This is a genomic window from Cellvibrio sp. PSBB006, assembly GCF_002162135.1.
Lineage (GTDB): Bacteria > Pseudomonadota > Gammaproteobacteria > Pseudomonadales > Cellvibrionaceae > Cellvibrio.
In genome coordinates this window covers 4160562-4179720 of sequence record NZ_CP021382.1, presented here as the reverse complement: position 1 = coordinate 4179720, position 19159 = coordinate 4160562, and the positions used below count along the sequence as shown (strand labels likewise).

The 19159-nt window shown below is 53.0% G+C and carries 16 protein-coding genes and 1 tRNA gene; 13 read left to right on the top strand and 4 right to left on the bottom strand.

Annotated elements, in window-relative coordinates; translation table 11 throughout:
• Window positions 1-37: 37 nt before the first annotated feature.
• Window positions 38-1033: an adenosine kinase gene (locus tag CBR65_RS17320; protein WP_087468018.1), complete on the top strand. Its 996-nt coding sequence runs from the start codon at window positions 38-40 to the stop codon at window positions 1031-1033.
• Between the two features lie 131 nt (window positions 1034-1164).
• On the opposite strand, the gene CBR65_RS17315 is transcribed toward CBR65_RS17320, so the two are convergent.
• The 4 genes from CBR65_RS17315 to hemA are packed head-to-tail and all read right to left on the bottom strand — an operon-like array spanning window position 1165 to window position 5131.
• On the bottom strand, window positions 1165-1902 hold the full coding sequence (locus tag CBR65_RS17315; RefSeq protein ID WP_087469138.1) for a molybdopterin-synthase adenylyltransferase MoeB: 738 nt from the start codon (window positions 1900-1902) through the stop codon (window positions 1165-1167).
• Window positions 1903-1909: 7 nt separating this feature from the next.
• Entirely contained in the window at window positions 1910-2767 is an 858-nt protein-coding gene (prmC, locus tag CBR65_RS17310) for a peptide chain release factor N(5)-glutamine methyltransferase (protein WP_087468017.1), read from the bottom strand.
• A 7-nt stretch (window positions 2768-2774) separates the two neighbouring features.
• Window positions 2775-3857, bottom strand: a complete 1083-nt coding sequence (prfA, locus tag CBR65_RS17305; RefSeq protein WP_087468016.1) for a peptide chain release factor 1 — start codon at window positions 3855-3857, stop codon at window positions 2775-2777.
• A complete protein-coding gene (hemA, locus tag CBR65_RS17300) occupies window positions 3854-5131 on the bottom strand; it encodes a glutamyl-tRNA reductase (RefSeq protein ID WP_087468015.1) in 1278 nt (425 codons plus the stop codon). The genes prfA and hemA overlap by 4 nt, the downstream gene beginning before the upstream one ends.
• A gap of 174 nt (window positions 5132-5305) precedes the next feature.
• On the opposite strand from hemA, the gene CBR65_RS17295 reads away from it, so the two are divergent.
• The 12 genes from CBR65_RS17295 to treF all read left to right on the top strand — a co-directional run bounded on the left by CBR65_RS17295 (window position 5306) and on the right by treF (window position 19139).
• The gene (locus CBR65_RS17295; RefSeq protein ID WP_087468014.1) at window positions 5306-5710 is read left to right on the top strand and encodes a hypothetical protein; all 405 of its coding nucleotides are present in this window, start codon (window positions 5306-5308) and stop codon (window positions 5708-5710) included.
• A 15-nt stretch (window positions 5711-5725) separates the two neighbouring features.
• Window positions 5726-6322 (top strand): AAA family ATPase, encoded by a 597-nt coding sequence (locus CBR65_RS17290; protein WP_087468013.1) that lies wholly within the window; start codon window positions 5726-5728, stop codon window positions 6320-6322.
• A gap of 134 nt (window positions 6323-6456) precedes the next feature.
• Window positions 6457-8898 (top strand): choice-of-anchor B family protein, encoded by a 2442-nt coding sequence (locus tag CBR65_RS17285; RefSeq protein WP_087468012.1) that lies wholly within the window; start codon window positions 6457-6459, stop codon window positions 8896-8898.
• Between the two features lie 114 nt (window positions 8899-9012).
• A complete protein-coding gene (locus CBR65_RS17280) occupies window positions 9013-10752 on the top strand; it encodes a tetratricopeptide repeat protein (protein ID WP_087468011.1) in 1740 nt (579 codons plus the stop codon).
• Entirely contained in the window at window positions 10749-11369 is a 621-nt protein-coding gene (gene lolB, locus CBR65_RS17275) for a lipoprotein insertase outer membrane protein LolB (protein ID WP_087468010.1), read from the top strand. The genes CBR65_RS17280 and lolB overlap by 4 nt, the downstream gene beginning before the upstream one ends.
• 13 nt (window positions 11370-11382) lie before the next feature.
• Window positions 11383-12240, top strand: a complete 858-nt coding sequence (ispE, locus tag CBR65_RS17270) for a 4-(cytidine 5'-diphospho)-2-C-methyl-D-erythritol kinase (RefSeq protein WP_087468009.1) — start codon at window positions 11383-11385, stop codon at window positions 12238-12240.
• A gap of 20 nt (window positions 12241-12260) precedes the next feature.
• A tRNA-Gln gene (locus CBR65_RS17265) sits at window positions 12261-12335 on the top strand.
• 236 nt (window positions 12336-12571) lie between these two features.
• The gene (locus tag CBR65_RS17260) at window positions 12572-13513 is read left to right on the top strand and encodes a ribose-phosphate pyrophosphokinase (RefSeq protein ID WP_198300778.1); all 942 of its coding nucleotides are present in this window, start codon (window positions 12572-12574) and stop codon (window positions 13511-13513) included.
• Window positions 13514-13620: 107 nt separating this feature from the next.
• Window positions 13621-14247, top strand: a complete 627-nt coding sequence (locus CBR65_RS17255; protein ID WP_087468008.1) for a 50S ribosomal protein L25/general stress protein Ctc — start codon at window positions 13621-13623, stop codon at window positions 14245-14247.
• A 21-nt stretch (window positions 14248-14268) separates the two neighbouring features.
• Window positions 14269-14853, top strand: coding sequence for an aminoacyl-tRNA hydrolase (gene pth / locus CBR65_RS17250; protein ID WP_087468007.1), 585 nt, complete (start codon window positions 14269-14271; stop codon window positions 14851-14853).
• Window positions 14854-15138: 285 nt separating this feature from the next.
• Window positions 15139-17451, top strand: a complete 2313-nt coding sequence (locus tag CBR65_RS17245; RefSeq protein WP_087468006.1) for a TonB-dependent receptor — start codon at window positions 15139-15141, stop codon at window positions 17449-17451.
• Window positions 17452-17525: 74 nt separating this feature from the next.
• Window positions 17526-19139 carry an alpha,alpha-trehalase TreF gene (gene treF / locus CBR65_RS17240; protein ID WP_087468005.1) on the top strand — a complete coding sequence of 538 codons (1614 nt, stop codon included), beginning with the start codon at window positions 17526-17528 and terminating at the stop codon, window positions 19137-19139.
• The last annotated feature ends 20 nt before the right edge of the window (window positions 19140-19159 follow it).

The window sequence follows — 19159 nt, the reverse complement described above, 5'->3', positions numbered from 1 at the left end:
TGCGCAGCCATCCAACGATAAACTGCACGAGGCACGCATGACTCATTACCATATCTACGGCATAGGCGCCGCGCTGGTCGATACCGAAATAACCGTCAGCGATAGCGACCTGACCGCCATGGCGGTCGCCAAGGGTGTGATGACACTGGTGGATGAGCCGCGCCAATCACAACTGATCAGCTATTTATCCGAGCACCAGATCGCCCACAAAGTCAGCGGCGGCTCCGGCGCCAACACCATCATCGCCGCCAACTACTTTGGCTGCGACAACTTTTACTCCTGTAAAGTTGCCGACGACGACAACGGCCGATTTTATTTGCAGGATATTAAAGACGCTGGCGTGGCGTACCCGAACCATCTGCCTGCCGCCGAAGGGATCACCGGCAAATGCCTGGTGATGATAACCCCCGACGCTGAACGCAGTATGAATACCTTCCTCGGCATCAGTGAAACCGTGTCGGTTAACGAATTGCAACGCGATGCGATTGCCACCGCCGAGTATGTTTATATTGAAGGTTATCTGGTGTCTTCCACCACTGGGCGTGCTGCCGCCATTGAGCTGCGTAAATTGGCACAAGCCAACAACACGCGCACCTCACTCAGCCTGTCCGACCCGGCCATGGTGCAATTCTTCCGCGATGGCTTGGTGGACATGATTGGCGACGGCGTGGATTTATTATTTTGCAATCGCGACGAAGCCTTGGGCTTTACCCAAACCCATTCGTTGGATCATGCAGTAGAAGCGCTAAAGAAATATTGCAAAACGTTTGCAATTACTTGTGGTGCCGAAGGGGCGTTGGTATTTGATGGTAATGCACTACTGAAAACCAATGCCTACCCAACCAAAGCCATCGACACCAACGGTGCGGGTGATATGTTCGCCGGGGCGTTTTTGTATGCACTGACGCACGGTTACGATTACAAAACCGCGGGCGATTTCGCCAATTTTGCCTCCGCCAAAGTCGTTGCCCAATTTGGACCGCGCCTGAAAGCGGCGCAGCATCGTGAGCTGAAAGACGCGTTTTTTAAATAACTGGACTTGCAGGTCGAATTAGAGACGAGCGCAGCTCGTCTCTAATTCGACAAATAAACTATCATTTTTTATTAGCTGGATGTCGGATTACGCGGCGCTAATCCGACCTACGAGGGAATTAAGGATAGGAATCAGGAACAGACGGGGCAGTGGGGATCTTTGGGTAATTTGATGGTGCGCCATTGTGCGTGGCGGGCGTCGAATAATTGCAAACTGCCCTTGAGCGTTGTGCCGATGCCGGCAATAAGCTTGATGGTTTCCAGCGCTTGCAACGAACCAATCACCCCCACCAAAGGTGCCAATACGCCGTTGGCCGCACAAGTTAAATCTTCTTCACTTTCTTCGTACAAACAGCGATAGCAAGGGCTGTTTTCATCGCGCGCATCGAATACCGCGACCTGACCCTCCAGACGAATCGCCGCACCGGACACCAGCGGTACTTTTGCTTTAACACAGGCCGCATTGATTGCAAAACGCGTAGCAAAGTTATCGGTGCAATCCGCCACGACATCGACTTGCTTGACCTGGTCGTTCATCGACTCAAGATCGAGCGGTTTTTCAACGCAGGTGATGTGTACCTCAGGATTTAATTCGCGCAGTGTTTGCACCGCAGAAATTGCTTTATTAACACCAATGCGCGCCTGGGTATGGACAATTTGCCGTTGCAAATTGGATAAATCCACATGATCAAAATCTGCCAACACAAGATGACCGACACCGGCCGCAGCGAGGTACATGGCTACCGGTGAACCCAAGCCACCCAGACCAACAATCAACACCCGCGCCGCCAGTAATTTTTCCTGCCCTTCGATATCGATATCGTCAAGCATAATCTGGCGTGAGTAGCGCAGTAATTGCTGATCGTTCATCATCGGCTTAGCCCGTTTTTTTACCCATCGTAACGCGTTCGTTATCACTCAGGTCGCGTAGCGTTGTTATCGCAACGTAACCGGATTGTTCAAACAATTGACGCACCGTCTGACCTTGCTGATAGCCATGCTCGATCAACAACCAACCATTGGGCCGCATATAATGGCGCGCTTGCTGCACGATGTTTTCGATATCGCGCAGACCCTGATTATCGGCAACCAGCGCGCTCATAGGTTCAAAGCGCACGTCACCCTGTTGCAGATGCGGATCATCGGCGGCGATATAAGGCGGGTTGCTGACAATGACATCAAAGTCAGTTTCTTCTACTGCCGAAAACCAATCGCTTTGTCTGATCTCTACATTCTGAATGTGCAGATGCTGGCAATTTTTTTGCGCCAGCAACACAGCTTCCGGCTGATTATCCACACCGAGGCAATGCCAATATTTTTTCTCATGCGCCAGCGCTAATACAATCGCACCAGTACCCGTACCCAAATCCAATACATGGCGCGGTTGGTTGTGTATATCCGACGCAAATAAATTCAGCACGGTTTCCACCACCAGTTCGGTATCGGGGCGCGGAATCAAGGTAGTGCTATTGACAAACAAGGGCAGCGACCAGAATTCGCGCTGACCGATAATATGCGCGACCGGCTCACCGCGTAAACGCCGATCAAACAGCGCAATGAAATTATCTTCCTGCTCCACGGTTAACGCGGTTTCGGGCCAGGCAAATAAAAAAGTGCGATCTTTTTGCAGGACATGTGCCAGTAATATTTCAACATCCAGGCGGGGTGAATCACTTACCTTGGCCAGCTGGTTCGCCATCCGTATACAACTGGCGATGGTGAAGGCTTCACTCATGCATGCATTACTCCGCCAATGCGGCCAGTTGGTCCGCCTGATATTCATTCACCAGCGGTTGGATCACGCTGTCCAGCTCGCCTTCCATCACCGCATCCAATGAATATAGCGTGAGATTAATACGGTGATCCGTTACACGCCCTTGCGGATAATTATAAGTACGGATGCGCTCGGAACGATCACCGGTTCCCACCAGGTTACGCCGCTCATCAGATAGAGATTTGTGCGCAGCATCTTCCTGCATGGTTTTTAATTTGGTTGCCAACAATGACATGGCACGCGCACGGTTTTTGTGTTGCGAGCGTTCATCCTGACACTCCACCACAATGCCGGTGGGAATGTGCGTAATGCGAATAGCAGAATCGGTTTTGTTAACGTGCTGACCACCAGCACCGGAGGAACGATAAGTATCAACACGCAAATCCGCTTTATTGATATTCACCTCTTCCAATTCATCCGCTTCCGGCATCACCGCCACCGTACAGGCCGATGTATGAATTCGCCCCTGGGATTCCGTCTCCGGTACGCGCTGTACACGGTGTGCACCGGATTCGAATTTCATCTTGGAATACACACCCTGACCGGTCACCAGGGTGATAATTTCTTTGTAGCCACCGTGTTCGCCTTCACTCTCGCTCAACACCTCCACACGCCAACCCTGACGCTCGGCATATTTGGAATACATACGAAATAAATCGCCGGAAAAAATCGCCGCTTCATCACCGCCGGTACCGGCGCGAATTTCCAGGTAACAGTTCTTTTCATCGTTGGGATCTTTGGGCAATAACAGGCGCTGCAATTCCAGCGTCATCGGCTCCAGTTGTTCTTCACAGGAAGCCAATTCTTCTTCCGCCATGGCCTTCATGTCGGGGTCGTTACCGGTCAACCATTGTTTGGCTTCAGCCATGTTGTCGAGCAATTGTTGATAACGCTGGTAACCCTGAACAATTGGCTCCAGCTCAGCATATTCTTTCGATAGCTCACGAAATTTATTCTGGTTGTTGATGATATCTGCTTCGGACAACAGCGCGCTGACCTCTTCGTAGCGTTCGCTCAGGCGTTGCAGTTTTTCCAGGATCGATGCTTTCATTCAGACTCGCTTTTTTCGATATCGTCAGTAGATAAATCAAATAATTCCTGCGCCACCTGAATCATCTCAGTGCGCCCTCCGGCGCTGGCGTCTTTCAGGACGGTCGTCGGCGTATGGATTAATTTATTGGTCAGGTTGCGTGCAAACTGCTGCAGCACTTGCTCTGCATCGACACCGCTTTCCAGTAGACGCTGCGCTTTCAGTAATTCGTTATCGCGCAAGCTTTCCGCCTTGCGCCGATAGGCTTTGATGGTGGCAACGGCATTCAGTGCCCGTGCGTGGCGGCGATATTGTTCAACGCCTTCGTCGATAATATCTTCAGCTTTGTCTGCGGCAGCCACGCGGGATTTTTTATTTTCATCAATCACCGCGTGCAAGTCGTCGACGGTGTAAAGGTATACGTCGTCCAGCTCGCCGACCTGCTCTTCAATATCGCGTGGCACGGCAATATCGAGCATAAACATGGGTTTGTGTTTACGTTTTTTCAGTGCGGATTCCACCGCACCTTTACCCAACAGCGGCAGTTGGCTGGCGGTGGATGAGATCACAATATCGGCGCGGTGGAGATACTCGGGAATATCCGATAGCAGTATCGCTTCACCGAGAAATTCCCGCGCGAGCCGCTGGGCGCGATCCAGGGTGCGATTGGCCACGATCATCTTCTTGATGCCCTGCTCCGCCAGATGCCGGGCAACCAGCTCAATGGTTTCGCCGGCACCGATCAACAGCGCCGTGTCCTGCTTTAAGTTGGAGAAAATTTGCTGCGCCAGACTCACCGCCGCATAGGCCACGGAGACCGGGTTTTCGCCGATGGCGGTTTCCGTGCGCACCCGCTTGGCAATGCTGAACACCTGCTGGAACGTGCCGTGCAATTCGCCGCCGATGGTGCCCGCGTCCCGTGCTACGGCAAAGGCGGACTTCATTTGCCCGAGGATCTGCGGTTCGCCTAATACCAACGAATCCAGCCCGCCGGCCACCTTCATCATATGGCGCACAGCGTCTTCATCGCGGTGACAATAGAAACACTGCTCCAGATCGGCGGCGCTGATGGCGGTATGTTCCACCAGCCAATTAAACAGTGCCTGAGGCTCGCCGAGGCTGCTGGCATAGATCTCTGTGCGGTTGCAGGTCGAGAGAATGGTCACTTCCGCCAGCCCCGCTTGCGCCCGCGCTTGATGCAGGGCTTCAGCGACCTGCTCCGGCGCAAAAGCCACCCGCTCGCGGATCGCGAGAGGCGCAGAGTTGTGATTGATACCGAAGGCCAATAGGGTCATGCAGAACCGGGCGGTCAAATGAAAGGGCGTCATTGTCCGGCCAGCGGGGTCCGCTGACAAGGGGGAGATGAGTTTCACCGCAAAAGCCTGCTCGACAAGCATGTAGCGTAGTGCTACATTTGATTCATCTTGCTACTCAATATCAGCTAACCCGGATTCCCTACGGAGGCTCCCATGGCTGTTTCATCTCCCTTAAGGCTTGATCACAAACTGGTGGAAGCCGCTGCGGCAATGGCCCACCTGTTTAAACGCACCACCCCCCGCCAAATTGAATATTGGGCCGAATTAGGCCGCGCGGTAGAACGCGAACTGGATGCCGAAACGGTGATTGCGCTGCGGGAAGGCTTGGCCCAACTGCGTGTCGAACCCATCCAGTCAGTACCCCTGGAGGCAGATGATGTCTTTGCCGGGCTGGAGGTTGCGCGGGATAGCGGCTTACTCAGCGAACACATCAGCGGCGCCAAACTGCGTTATCAGGCTAGTCAGGCTGCGCCTGGTTTACTTGAACAAATTCATCCCGACGGACGCGTGGTGGTGGGCCAATTCCGCAACGGTCAATTTATTCCGCAGATCGGGTAAAGGATTTCCCATTTAGTGCCAACTTCTCTTATTCCCCGCAAACAACTCTGGCTGTTAGCCGGCGGCAACGGTGCCGGCAAAAGCACTTTCTATCGAACCGCCCTGCAACCACGCGGCATGGCCTTGGTAAATGCTGACAATATCGCCCGCGATATGGCCCCGGACAGCACCGAAGAAGCCAGCTACGCTGCCGCCCAACTGGCGGAGCACCTGCGCTACGACCTGCTCAACAAAGGCGTAAGCTTTTGTTTTGAAACCGTATTTTCCCACCCCTCCAAGATCGATTTTATTGCCCAGGCCAAGGCCCTGGGATATGAGGTGGTACTGGTGTTTATCCACCTCGACAACAGCGATCTCAACAAGGCGCGCGTGGCCCAACGGGTCAGCGAAGGAGGCCATAATGTGCCGGAAGAAAAGATTGAAAGCCGGATTCCCCGCACCCTGAACCATATCAAGACGGCGCTACCGCTGGCAGATGAAGTGTATTTGCTGGATAACAGCCGCTGGGATATGCCGTTACGGCGGATTGCGGCGTTGAAAGCGGGTACGCCGGTTATCTATGCGGACACCTTGCCGGCGTGGGCGCGGGAATTGTTGCGGGATTATTTATAAAGGCACAAGTTATAGAGGCACAAGCTGCAAAAGCACAAGCTCTACACTGGATCACAACGCCTCAGACGCCAAACGCGTATGCTAGACGGCATTTTCGGTGGTTCATCTTTAAACATGGGACGTATAACAAGATTATGAAATCCTTATTTCCTCTATGTGCGTTATTCGCTTTGGCAACCCTGCCGCAATGGGCTTGTGCCCACGCCGAGCATGACAAGCCGCGTTATGTCGCCGAAAACGGTGAAGATAAGGGCCGCTGTGACAAGCCGTCGGCGCCCTGCAAGACCATCGGTTACGCCGCCCAGCAAGCCAGCAAAGGCGACAACATTCTCGTCGCCGCCGGCAGTTACGCTATCGAAGACGTTAACACGCTCTTCTATCTGATCAGCAACGTCGTCCCGGTAAAAGGCGGTTACTCCACCAAACAATATAAGCGCGATACCAACCAAAACCCGACGCGTCTCGTGGGGGTGCCACCGGAATATGCCAATGAGCTGGCAGAGAAAGGTTTCACCATCATCGTGGATCGCAAAGGCATGGACGAAGCCACCAGCATGCAACTGTCCACCAAGATGGACGCCGTGGAAGAGATGCGCCGCAAGCAACTGAATGTGAACTGCACCAACGGCGTCGCTGGGCAGTTTGCCTGTAGCAATATTGATCTGATTGCCCACGTCCCCTTAAACGAGCTTGGTGGTAATACCCAAGGCAACGATATCTGGGGTCACTACGACCTAAACGATGGGCGTGAATACGCCTTGATGGGATTGCGTAACGGTACAGCAGTAGTGGATATCACCACCCCTGATGACCCACAGGTTATTTCCCGCATTCCCGGCCAGGACACCACCTGGCGCGACATCAAGGTGTTACAACAGTTTTCCGCCAGCGAGGGCGTGTGGAAGTCCTACGCCTATGTAACCGCCGACAATGCTTCCGTGGGCTTGCAGATTATCGACCTCAATGAATTACCGGTACGCGCCACCCTGGCCAGCACCGACACCACCGATATCAGCGCGCACAATATTTATCTGAGCAACGTCGATTACAGCACCGGCGTTCCACTGCCCGGCCTGCAACCTTTTTTACACCTGGCCGGCAGCAACCGTAATGGCGGTTCCTTCAACACCTTTGCCTTGACCAATCCGATTGACCCGGAACCGGTTTACCGCAATGCCAGCAACGCACGCGCCAACTACAGCCATGACGTGGCTTCCATGGCCGTCTTCGATGAGCGCAAGGATTCCCAATGCACCAACGCCAGCGATTACTGCGAGATCCTGTTTGATTTCAATGAGAATGACGTGCGCCTGTGGGACAAGACCAACAATCAGGCGCCGATAGAACTGTCGCGTACCAGCTACCCGCTGGCGAGTTATGTGCATTCCGGCTGGTGGAGCGAAGATAAGCTGGTGATGTCGGTCCACGATGAGCTGGATGAGCAGAGCTATGGCATTAACACCACCCTGCGTTTTTTTGATATCTCCGATTTCACCCAACCGGTTTTATTGAGCACCTACACCGGCCCAACCCGCGCTATCGACCACAACGGCTTTGTGCGCGGCAATCGCTATTACATGTCCAACTATGAACGCGGGCTCACGGTGCTGGACATCAGTAACCCCGTCACACCGACGGATGCCGGTTTTTTTGATACTTACCCTGTCAGCAACCTACCCGCCTTTAACGGCGCCTGGGGTACTTATCCGTTCCTGCCCAGCGGCCTGATCCTGGTCAGCGACATCAACAGCGGACTCTACGTGGTGCGCGACAACACCCTCACCGTGGCACAAGGCAGCTTGTCATTCAGCGCCACTGAATATCGCACCGATGAAGGCAGCACATTGACGGTGACAGTCTCCCGCATCCAGGGTACCAGCGGCGCCATCAGTGTCGGCTACGAGACCCGGACCGGCTCCGCCGATAGCGCCGACTTTGCCATGACTTCCGGGCGCCTGACCTGGGCCGATGGCGAAAGCGAGAGCAAGAGCTTTTCCATTGCTATCAATAACGACGCTTTCGATAACGAAACGCATGAACTGTTGTTTGTCCGACTGTTTGACCCGCAGGGTGGAGCCACCCTTATCAGCCCCAGCATGGCGTCGGTTGTTATCAACGGAACCGCTAGCCCCGGCAACATAGGATTCACCACTACCGCTATCACGCTGACAGAAGACATGCCCCAAGGAGAGGTGGTCCTGAAACGCGCGGGTGGTAACGAAGGAAGTGTATCGGTAGAACTGGTTTTGAACGATGCGGCGAGCCAGGCCATTACCCTGGAACCAACTACCCTTACCTGGGGCGATCAGGAAAGCGGCAACAAAGCCGTAACCGTTACCCGGCGCAGCGGTACCAGCAACAATCGCAGTGTCAGCCTGAACCTGGCCGGCGACCATTTGGGGACAAACACCCAGGTCAGCGTTACCCTTGAAGGCGCGAGTGGCAATGAACCAACACGCAATGCCAGTGGTGGCGGTGGTGGAGCAGCAGGATTACTGCTGATGTTAGCGCTGACGGGACTGCTCTGGCATCGCAGCAGAAAAGCACCCGGTACGGCTGAGCGGGGTAGCGAATAACCCCATGTACAGTTTTTTACCCGCTTATTCCCAAGCGTCTATAGAGATAAAGTGCCACTATGTTTATGATGGCTGGCCGCGTCGCAAGCCCCTGATTCCGGATTTGTCTGAAGCATGAGAGTAGGTTCCCTGTTTTTTCCTGCCAGCCTGTTGAGTTGCTGGCTCGTCTGCGGTTGCGCCTTGCAAGCCACCGACCAAGCCCCCGAGCCAGCACCCGCCGCGGTTGTGGAGCCTGCACCTGTTCCCCCGACACCCGAACGCCCCTTTTCCCGTGAAACCCTGTATTCCCTATTGGCCGCCGAGATTGCGGGAAGCCGCCAGCAATTTGATATCGCGCTGAGCAACTACGCACAACAAGCCAAGGAAACACGTGACCCGCAAGTTGCCGAACGGGCCACCATGATTGCGCGCTTTTTACGGGAAGATGAAATCGCCATGGAGTCGGCCGTCATCTGGGCCGAGGCAGCACCGAACAACAGCGAAGCCCTCGCCAATGCGTCCATGACACTGATGCAAAACGGACGTCACTTTGAAGCCTTTGAAATGTCGCGCCGCCTGCTGGATAAAGGCGAAGAAACCCTGTTCCAGAATATTGCCGCCAACGCCACCAATCTGACGGACGAGGAACGGGTCGCCTTGCTGCAAAAGTATCTGGATCAGTTAGCCACTCATCCAACCGATGAGCAGTTATTGGTAGGCGCAGGCATTTTGTTGCAACAGCAGGAAAAACTCGACGAGGCATTGGGTTACGCACAGGCTGCCCTGAAGCAAAATGCCAGCAGTATTCCCGCCGCCATCCTTGAAGCCAATTTGCTCCATCAACTCAAGCGCGATGAAGAAGCTATTGCCCGGATGACGGCTTTGCTGGAGCAATACCCGGATAACATCCGCTTGCGCCTGCAATATGCCCGCATCCTTACCCACCACGACCTCGGACTCGCGCAGGAACAATTTGAGATTCTGGTAGAACAATCGCCCAACGATGGTGATTTATTGTTATCCCTCGGCATCATCGCCCTGGAGCGCAAGGATACCGAAACAGCCATCGTCGCTTTTGAGAAGCTGCTGGACCGCGATCAGCATATCTCTACCGCGCATTATTATCTGGGCCGTTTAGCTGAGGAACGCAAGGATACAGAAACGGCGCTGATTCATTATTTGCAAGTTGAACAGGGCAATGACTTTGTGCCGGCCACAGTCAATCTGCTGAATATCATGATCCGCAGCGGTGATCTGTTAAGCGCAACAGAACACATGAAGCGGACCCTGAACCGCTTCCCAGACCAAGCCAGCGGACTCAACCTGATTCACGCGCAGACACTCGTCAAATACGGGTATCTGGATGCCGCCGAAACCGTACTGAACCGCACCTTGAAAACCACACCTGCAGCGGAACAAAGCAACCTGTTGTTCGCGCGCGCCATGCTCTATGACCAGCGCAACCAGCTCGCAGCAGCGGAAAAAGATCTGCGCACAGTCCTGGCGCAGGAACCGGACAATGCGGCCGCACTCAATGCACTGGGCTATATCCTGACCGACAAAACCACGCGTTTTGATGAAGCCCGCGAACTCCTCGTTAAAGCCTATACACTTAACCCGGCTGACCCCGCCATCATCGACAGCGTGGGCTGGCTGCACTACCGCACCGGCAATTACCCGGAAGCCCTGGCTTACTTGCGCCGCGCTTATGACGCCTATCAGGATGCCGAAATTGCGGCGCACCTGGGCGAGGTTTTGTGGGTTATTGGTGAAAAAGATGAAGCGCGTCAAATCTGGAAAGATGCACTAAAACTTACCCCGGACAGCGAAGTCATAACCTCCACCATACAACGGCTCAAGGCTGACCAGGAATGATTGTCCCTCAACACAAATTCGCACGCATTTCTCCTCTGGCGATTTTGTTGTTTGTGTTAATCAGCGGCTGCGCCCATCGCCTGCCCCAACCGATTGACGATTGGCCAAGCCATGAGGCGCGGGTACAAAAAGTGTCCCACTGGCAGATCACCGGCAAACTGGGTGTGCGTATTCCAGACGAGAATGGCAGCGCCAACCTGCGCTGGCAAAATAACAAGCGTCATTATTCACTGGACCTCAGTGGTCCTTTAGGACAGGGCCGATTGCTGATCAGCGGCAAGCCCGGTCGCGTTACCTTGCAGCAGCCCGGCGAAGCCCCCCTGACGGCTGACTCTGCTGAAACCCTGATTTATCAAACAACCGGTTGGACCTTACCCGTTATGCAGCTCGCCTATTGGGTGCGCGGTGTACCGGCGCCGCACCAACCGGTCGTTCGCATGGAGCAAAATGAAGCCGGGCTCCTCACGCAATTGGAGCAGGCTGGCTGGCAAATCCAATACCAGAATTACCAGTCAGTACCCACAGGCACATACTCGTTACCATTACCGGGCCGCGTCACCGCCACCTATGGCGACATCCGCCTGACGCTGATCATCCGTCAATGGCAACTGGACTGATAAGGGTTCACCTATGAGCACACCCGATTCAATCACCCTGCTTTCCCCCGCCAAACTCAATCTGTTCCTGCATATCACCGGCCGCCGAGCTGATGGCTATCACAACTTGCAGACATTGTTTCAATTGCTCAACTATGGCGACACCATCATCTTTGAGCGGCGCGACGACCAGGAAATTACCCTTAGCCCGGCCATGCCTGAAGTACCCTTTTACGACAACCTGATTGTGCGTGCTGCGCGACTATTGCAATCCTATTGCAGCACCGAAGTAGGGGTGGATATCCAACTGGAAAAACGCTTGCCTATGGGCGGCGGCATCGGCGGCGGCAGTAGCAACGCAGCCACCACGCTGGTCGCGCTGAATTATCTGTGGGAATGTGATTTGACGATGATGGAATTGCACGCGCTCGGATTGAAACTGGGAGCGGATATTCCGGTCTTTATCGGCGCTCAAACCGCATGGGCCGAAGGCGTCGGCGAGCGCCTGCAAGCGATTGAATTACCTCAAAAATGGTTCGTGGTTTTGCATCCGAATTGCCACGTTTCTACCGCTGAAATTTTTTCCCACAAAGATTTGACAAGAGACACGCCGAACATTACAGTAGCGGCCTTTCTTGAGCAGGGTGGTCGAAACGACTGCCAGACACTGGTGCGAAGACTTTATCCCCCTGTGGATGAAGCGCTGAATTGGCTAAGCCAACACACCGAAAATGCTCGAATGACTGGAACAGGAGCTTGCGTGTTCGCCGCGTTTGATTCCGCAGAAGAAGCACAACATGTGCTGGCCCAAGCGCCAAAAAATCTGCCGGGATTTATCGCACAAGGCATCAACCGCTCGCCACTTTATAATCTGCTTCCAGTCGCGCACTAAAGCGCAAGAATTACTTCTCCAGGGGCGTCGCCAAGTGGTAAGGCAGCGGGTTTTGATCCCGCCATTCGTAGGTTCGAGTCCTTCCGCCCCTGCCATTTTCTCGCGTCATTGTGACTTCACCAGACAGTGACCGCACCTTCCTCAATGTGGATCATACGGTCTGAAGCTAGCAACCCTCCGGCAGAGGGTGTGTGAATGGCATAGGGTAAAAACCTGTAGTTTTAGACGCAGTATCATCGACAGCAAATCGAAAACGCTATCGGTTTACACATTTAGCAGCTTTATTATCGGCTTTATATTTTATTATCGGCTTTATATAAAGGTACATGACGTGACTGACTTGATGGTCTTTACCGGCAACGCCAACCCTGAACTTGCACAAAAGATTGTCGACCATCTCGGCATGCAACTGGGTGAGGTTTCAGTCTCGCAGTTTTCTGATGGTGAAGTTGCCGTTGAGTTGCTGACCAACGTGCGCGGTCGCGATGTGTTTGTGGTGCAATCCACCTGTGCGCCAACTAACGATAACCTGATCGAATTGATTGTGATGGTAGATGCGTTGCGACGCGCCTCCGCCGGTCGCATCACTGCGGTCGTTCCCTACTTTGGTTATGCACGGCAGGATCGACGCGTGCGTTCAGCGCGGGTACCGATTACCGCCAAGGTAGTAGCCGACATGATGGTCGGTGTTGGTGTAGATCGTGTCCTGACTGTCGACCTGCACGCGGAACAGATTCAGGGTTTCTTCGATGTGCCAGTGGACAATGTCTACGGTTCTCCCGTGTTACTCGAAGATATCGAGAAGCAAAGCTTCCAGGATCTGATTGTGGTTTCCCCGGATATCGGCGGTGTGGTTCGCGCACGCGCGGTAGCTAAACAACTGGGTATTGATCTGGCGATTATCGACAAACGTCGCCCCCAGGCTGGCGTTGCGGAGGTGATGAACATCATCGGTGATGTCAATGATCGCACTTGTTTGCTGGTTGATGACATGGTGGATACTGCCGGCACCCTGTGCAATGCTGCCAAGGCGCTGAAAGAACACGGCGCCAAGCGCGTCATTGCTTACTGTACGCACCCGGTCTTGTCCGGCAACGCGATACAAAACCTGAATAACTCTGTCCTGGATGAGTTGGTTGTGACCGACTCCATCCCCTTGCGTCAGGAAGCCAAAGATTGCCCACGCATTCGCCAGCTTACCCTGTCGAGAATGCTCGCTGAGGCTATGCGACGCCTGAGCAATGAAGAATCCCTGAGTGCGATGTTCCGCTAGACCTGAACAACGTACTCGGATCACCACCAATGCCACAGCATTGGTTTTTTTAACTCTGCAAACGGTTCTGGTCGCGGACCCTTGCAGTCAAACATGAGTACTGAAAAATGTCTGAAGACTTTGTATTAGATGCCCAAGCCCGTGACGATCTGGGGAAAGGTGCGAGCCGCCGCCTGCGTCGTCTGGAAGGTCTTGTTCCCGGCATCGTGTATGGCGGAAGCAAAAATCCGGTAAATATCAGCATCAACCATAAAGATCTGATCAAGCACCTGGAAAACGAAGCGTTTTACTCGCACATCATCAGCCTGAACATCGCCGGCAAAGCCGAAGATGTGATCCTGAAAGATCTGCAACGCCACCCGTCCAAGACCCAGGTTCTGCACGCAGACTTCCTGCGCGTTTCCAAGTCCACCAAGCTGCACACCAACGTACCGCTGCACTTCATTAATGAAGCCACCTCCAAAGGTGTGAAACTGCAAGGCGGTAAAGTGGTACACAACCTGGTGCAATTGGAAGTCAGCTGTTTGCCAGCCAACTTGCCGGAGTTCATCGAAGTTGATCTGGGCGAGATGGAAGTGGGCCAGATCCTGCACATCTCCGACCTGAAACTGCCCAAAGGTGTAACTTCCGTTGCATTGAGTCACGGTGCTGATCACGACCTGGCTGTTGTGACCATGCTGAAGCCGAAAGGCGGTGCTGACGAAGAAGCTGCTGAAGACGGCGCTACTGCTTAATCGGCTCTCAACGGTATTGTGATGGACACTCCCCTGCAATTAATCGTGGGCCTGGGCAATCCGGGCGCTGAATATGACAGGACCCGTCACAATGCCGGTGCTGATTTCGTTACCGAGCTGGCGCGCCGTGAGGGCGCCAGCCTGGTTCCGGAAAATAAATTCTACGGACTAACTGCTCGCCTTCATTTCCACGGCCGCGACCTGCGCCTGTTGATTCCCACCACGTTTATGAACCGCAGCGGGCAAGCTATTAATGCTCTCGCCCAGTTCTACAAAATTCCTCCCGAAGCCATCCTTATCGCACATGATGAACTGGACCTTGCCCCAGGCGTTGCACGTTTCAAACACGGCGGCGGACACGGCGGACACAATGGTTTACGCGATACCATCAGCGCACTGGGCAACAATCAAAACTTCAATCGCTTGCGCCTCGGCATTGGTCATCCCGGCTCTGCTGCACAAGTGGTGGGCTTTGTATTAAAGAAGGCTCCGGCAAGCGAACAAGCCCTGATTGATGATGCAATTGATCGCGCCATTCGCGCCCTGCCTGAAGCTGCAAAAGGCAACTGGGCTGCGGCAATGCAAGATCTGCATACGACAAAATAAGCTTCGTATTTTTTTAAAATTTTATTCCCTTCTCAAAAAAACTTTTTTAAATACTCATGGTTATGTAAGTAAAACGACTACATATTTAGTTTCGTTGGTGCTGGCACATCGCTCATCTCCCACATGTAAAAAATTGTCTTATTCTCCAGTTTAAATTGCTTTTAAAAATTTCATTCACTAGGCTCTTAGAGCGATAAGAATTCCCGTTCCTGTTTTTGTCATGCATGTTCATCGTCAGAGTTAATGACGGAAACCACCAAATCCCCAATGGGGTGGAGAACCATCATGAATAAAAATAAACACACTGCTGATTACCGTAACCCCGCCAAGTATTTTATTTTTTTATTAACACCACTGGCGACTGCGCTGATGCCTTCGGCACATGCACAAGAACCCTTGCCGGCCATTGAAGAAATGATCGTTACGGGTACGCCGGGTGGCGCTTCATTGCGCAAGTTTGATGCGAGCTTTGCTATCTCTACCGTCAGCGAAGAAGAAATTAATCAGGTCGCCCCCGCCAGCACCGCCGATTTACTTAAAACCATACCGGGTGTGTGGGTGGAAAGTTCGGGCGGTGTCTCCGGGGCCAACATTTTTGTGCGCGGCTTCCCCAGTGGCGGCGATGCAGATTTTGTGACGGTGGCGATCAATGGCCTGGCGGTTTATCCCGCGCCAACTTTATCGTTTATGGAAAACTCCACGCTCTTTCGTATCGATGAAACCATTGCGCGCATGGAAGGTTTGCGCGGCGGGCCAAACCCGGTGTATGCCAATGGCCAAGTGGGTTTAACCACTAACTTTATTCTTAAAGAGGGCGGAGAAGATACGGCTGGCACCGTGAAATACTCCACGTCGGATTACGACCTGCAACGTATCGACGGTGTCGTAAGCGGCAAACTGGACGATGATCTTTATTACATGATCGGCGGTTATATCAGCTCCTCTCCCGGTGTGCGCGATGCCGGTTTTAATGCGGAAGAAGGCCATCAGTTCACCATCAATATCACCAAGATCCTCGACAACGGTAAAGCCAATATTTTTCATCGACTGACCAATGATCACGGCACCTGGTATTTGCCGGTGGCACTGGACGTGAATGGCGTGGAAACTGGACTGGATGCTGAGTACACCCAGGTCGGCCCGCGCAACCGCCATGTTCTGGTTCCTGTCAGCGGCCCCGATGGTGAAGGCGGCTCGGCCATTACCTGGGAAGAATTTGATATAGGCAAAGGGCGCGGCTGGGACGGCAGTGTCACCGGCGGCGCCATTGAATTGGATTTGGGTAACGACTGGACGTTTATCGATCGCTTTAGTCTGACCAAAGGCGCCGCCAATACCCACGGTTTTGTTCCACAGAGTGCGGCGGTTACCCTCGGCAGTTTGAATGGTGGTGTCGCCGGCGAAACGGTTTCCGGCACTGACGTTGCTGCTGACGATCTGGTACAGATGTTTGGACCCTGGGTGGTTCACAAAGATGTAAAAACGTTTAACAACGATTTGAGTTTAAGCAAACGTTGGCAGGATTTTAAAGTGACACTCGGTTATTACACATCGTCATGGGAAGTGGATGAATGGTGGTCCATCGGCAATCAGAAATGGTATGTATTGGGTCATAACGGCGAGCAACTTACCGCTGATAGCATTACAGATGATTGCCAGGAAGCGGATGAGCCTACGTGTGGATTTAAATACGATGTAAGCGCACTGGGTGATGCGCGGGAAAATGCGTTTTATATTGCAGGGGAAACTTACATCGGCGCTCTGACGTTGGATGCCGGTGTCCGCATCGTCAATCGCGAAACCAGTTATTCAGTAGATGATGGTCTGCGCGATGGCCGCGACGATTTCTTTGTCGAAACGGATGAAGACAAAGTTTCCTACACCGCCGCCGCCAACTGGAATTTCACCGATGACATGGGTGTGTTCGTGCGCATCAACGATGGTCATAAATATCCCGATTTTGATGCTTACCGCGATTTTCGTGGTGATTTCAACCTCGGCTCTGATTTAATCATTGATGTCACCCAATATGAATTGGGTTATAAATTAGCAAGGGATTTTTACTCGCTTTACGCCACCGGTTTTGCCAACGAAACCAAGGGACAACCGTTCTGCGATGTCGGTGGAGCAACCTGTGAGCGTTTGGAGACCGAGGCGATTGGTGTAGAGATCGACGGTAATTTATTGTTAGGCAATTTAACGCTGGACCTCAACGCGACTATTCAGGAACCGGAAATTACCAGCGCCGGACCCGACGATGGTAATCAGGTGCAGCGCCAACCGACGCATCAATTGCGCTTTACTCCCAGTTATTCTATGGAGTTTGCCAATGATGTCAGTGCGACAATTTACGGCACCTGGACGTTGGTCAGCGATCGCTATGGTGACAATGCCAACACCAATGAACTGGATGGCTATGACAAGTTTGATATCGGGGTATTGGTCGATATCAGTGACCTCAGCGTGCAATTATCCGTTGATAACCTGACAGATGAATTGGCGTTGACAGAAAGCGATCCGCGCGCAGTCGGTGCATCGGCGAATGGTCGATATATCCTGCCACGGAGTGTGAAGCTGACTCTCGGCTATAATTTTTAAAAGAAATGGGTGCGGGTATATAGCAGCTATATGCCCGCGCGCGACGGCATATTAATCAATAACAGAGCGGTCCCATGAACAGTGTTATCAGGATATTTTTCATTATTTTCCTTCCGATTTTCAGCAGCGCTTGCTCAACACCACCAGCAGAGCGGCTGCAAGATCCCACCAGCCACCTGAGTCCGGATGAACGTTTCGGTGAGTTGTTTGAAAAAGTCCAGCTATCGGGCATCTTCAATGACTCCAAGACATTTGTAGACAGCACGCCCAAAACATCCGCTGAAAATATCCTGCAAAAATATCGTGCGCAACGAGAGCGGCCCGATTTCAACTTGCCGATATTTATTGAAGAAAATTTCTATCTGCCACCCTCAGTAGCCTCGGATTTTAAAAGCGATAAAAGTAAAAATGCGGCGGAGCATATTGAATCGCTTTGGCCCGTGCTCACTCGCGAACCGGATGCGTTGTCTGATGGCTCACTCATTCCGTTGCCACATCAATATGTGGTGCCAGGCGGGCGTTTTCGGGAAATTTATTATTGGGATAGTTACTTCACCATGCTCGGTTTGCGTGAATCCAACCGCTGGGATTTGATTGAAGACATGGTGGATAATTTTTCTCACTTGATAGACACTATGGGCTTTATCCCCAACGGCAATCGAACCTACTATCAAACCCGCTCTCAACCGCCGTTTTATGCCTTGATGGTTACCTTGTTGGCCGAAAAGCAAGGTAAAGGAACCCTGACGCGTTATCGCCCCTACCTCTTAAAGGAATATCAATTCTGGATGAACGGCAGAGATACCTTATCGGCAAGCGCGCGCGCGACGCGGCGTGTCGTGTTACTGCCCGACAACAGCATCATGAATCGCTATTGGGACAGTTCTGCCACACCGCGACCGGAATCATATAAAGAAGATGTGGAGTTGGTACACGCCGACAACCCCGAAACCTATCGTCATATTCGTGCGGCGGCGGAGTCCGGTTGGGACTTCAGCAGCCGTTGGTTCAAGGACGGCGCCACCCTGGACTCCATCCACACCACCGATATTATTCCTGTCGACCTGAATGCGTTGCTGTACCACCTTGAATGGGTATTGGCTGATGCCTTTGCAGAAACCGGTGATGCAACACAAGCGAAAACATTCCGCGATCTGGCGCAACAGCGTAAAGAAGCGTTGTTGCGCTACGGCTGGAATGCGCAGGACGGTTTTTTTTATGACTATGATTTTGTAGCACAACAACAAACAAAAGTCCGCTCACTGGCGGCTATGTTTCCGTTGTTCTTTAACATGGTCGAGCCGGAACAAGCCCGTCGGGTAGCGCAACACATCGAGCGGGATTTCCTGCAAGGCGGCGGTGTTACCACCACGCTGAAAGATACCGGGCAGCAATGGGACGCACCCAACGGCTGGGCGCCCCTGCAATGGATCACCGTTCAGGGGCTGCGTAACTACCAGCAACATCACCTCGCCGACACGATCAAACAGCGCTGGGTTAAGTTGAACACCGACGTTTACCAACGCACCGGCAAGATGGTGGAGAAATACAACGTCTATCAACCCGGCCTGGAAGGTGGTGGCGGCGAATACCCGGTGCAGGATGGCTTCGGCTGGACCAACGGCGTGTTGTTGAAGCTCCTCAACGAAACCACCCAAACCCCTCATAAAACCCGTAGGTCGCATTAGGCGCGAAGCGCCGTAATCCG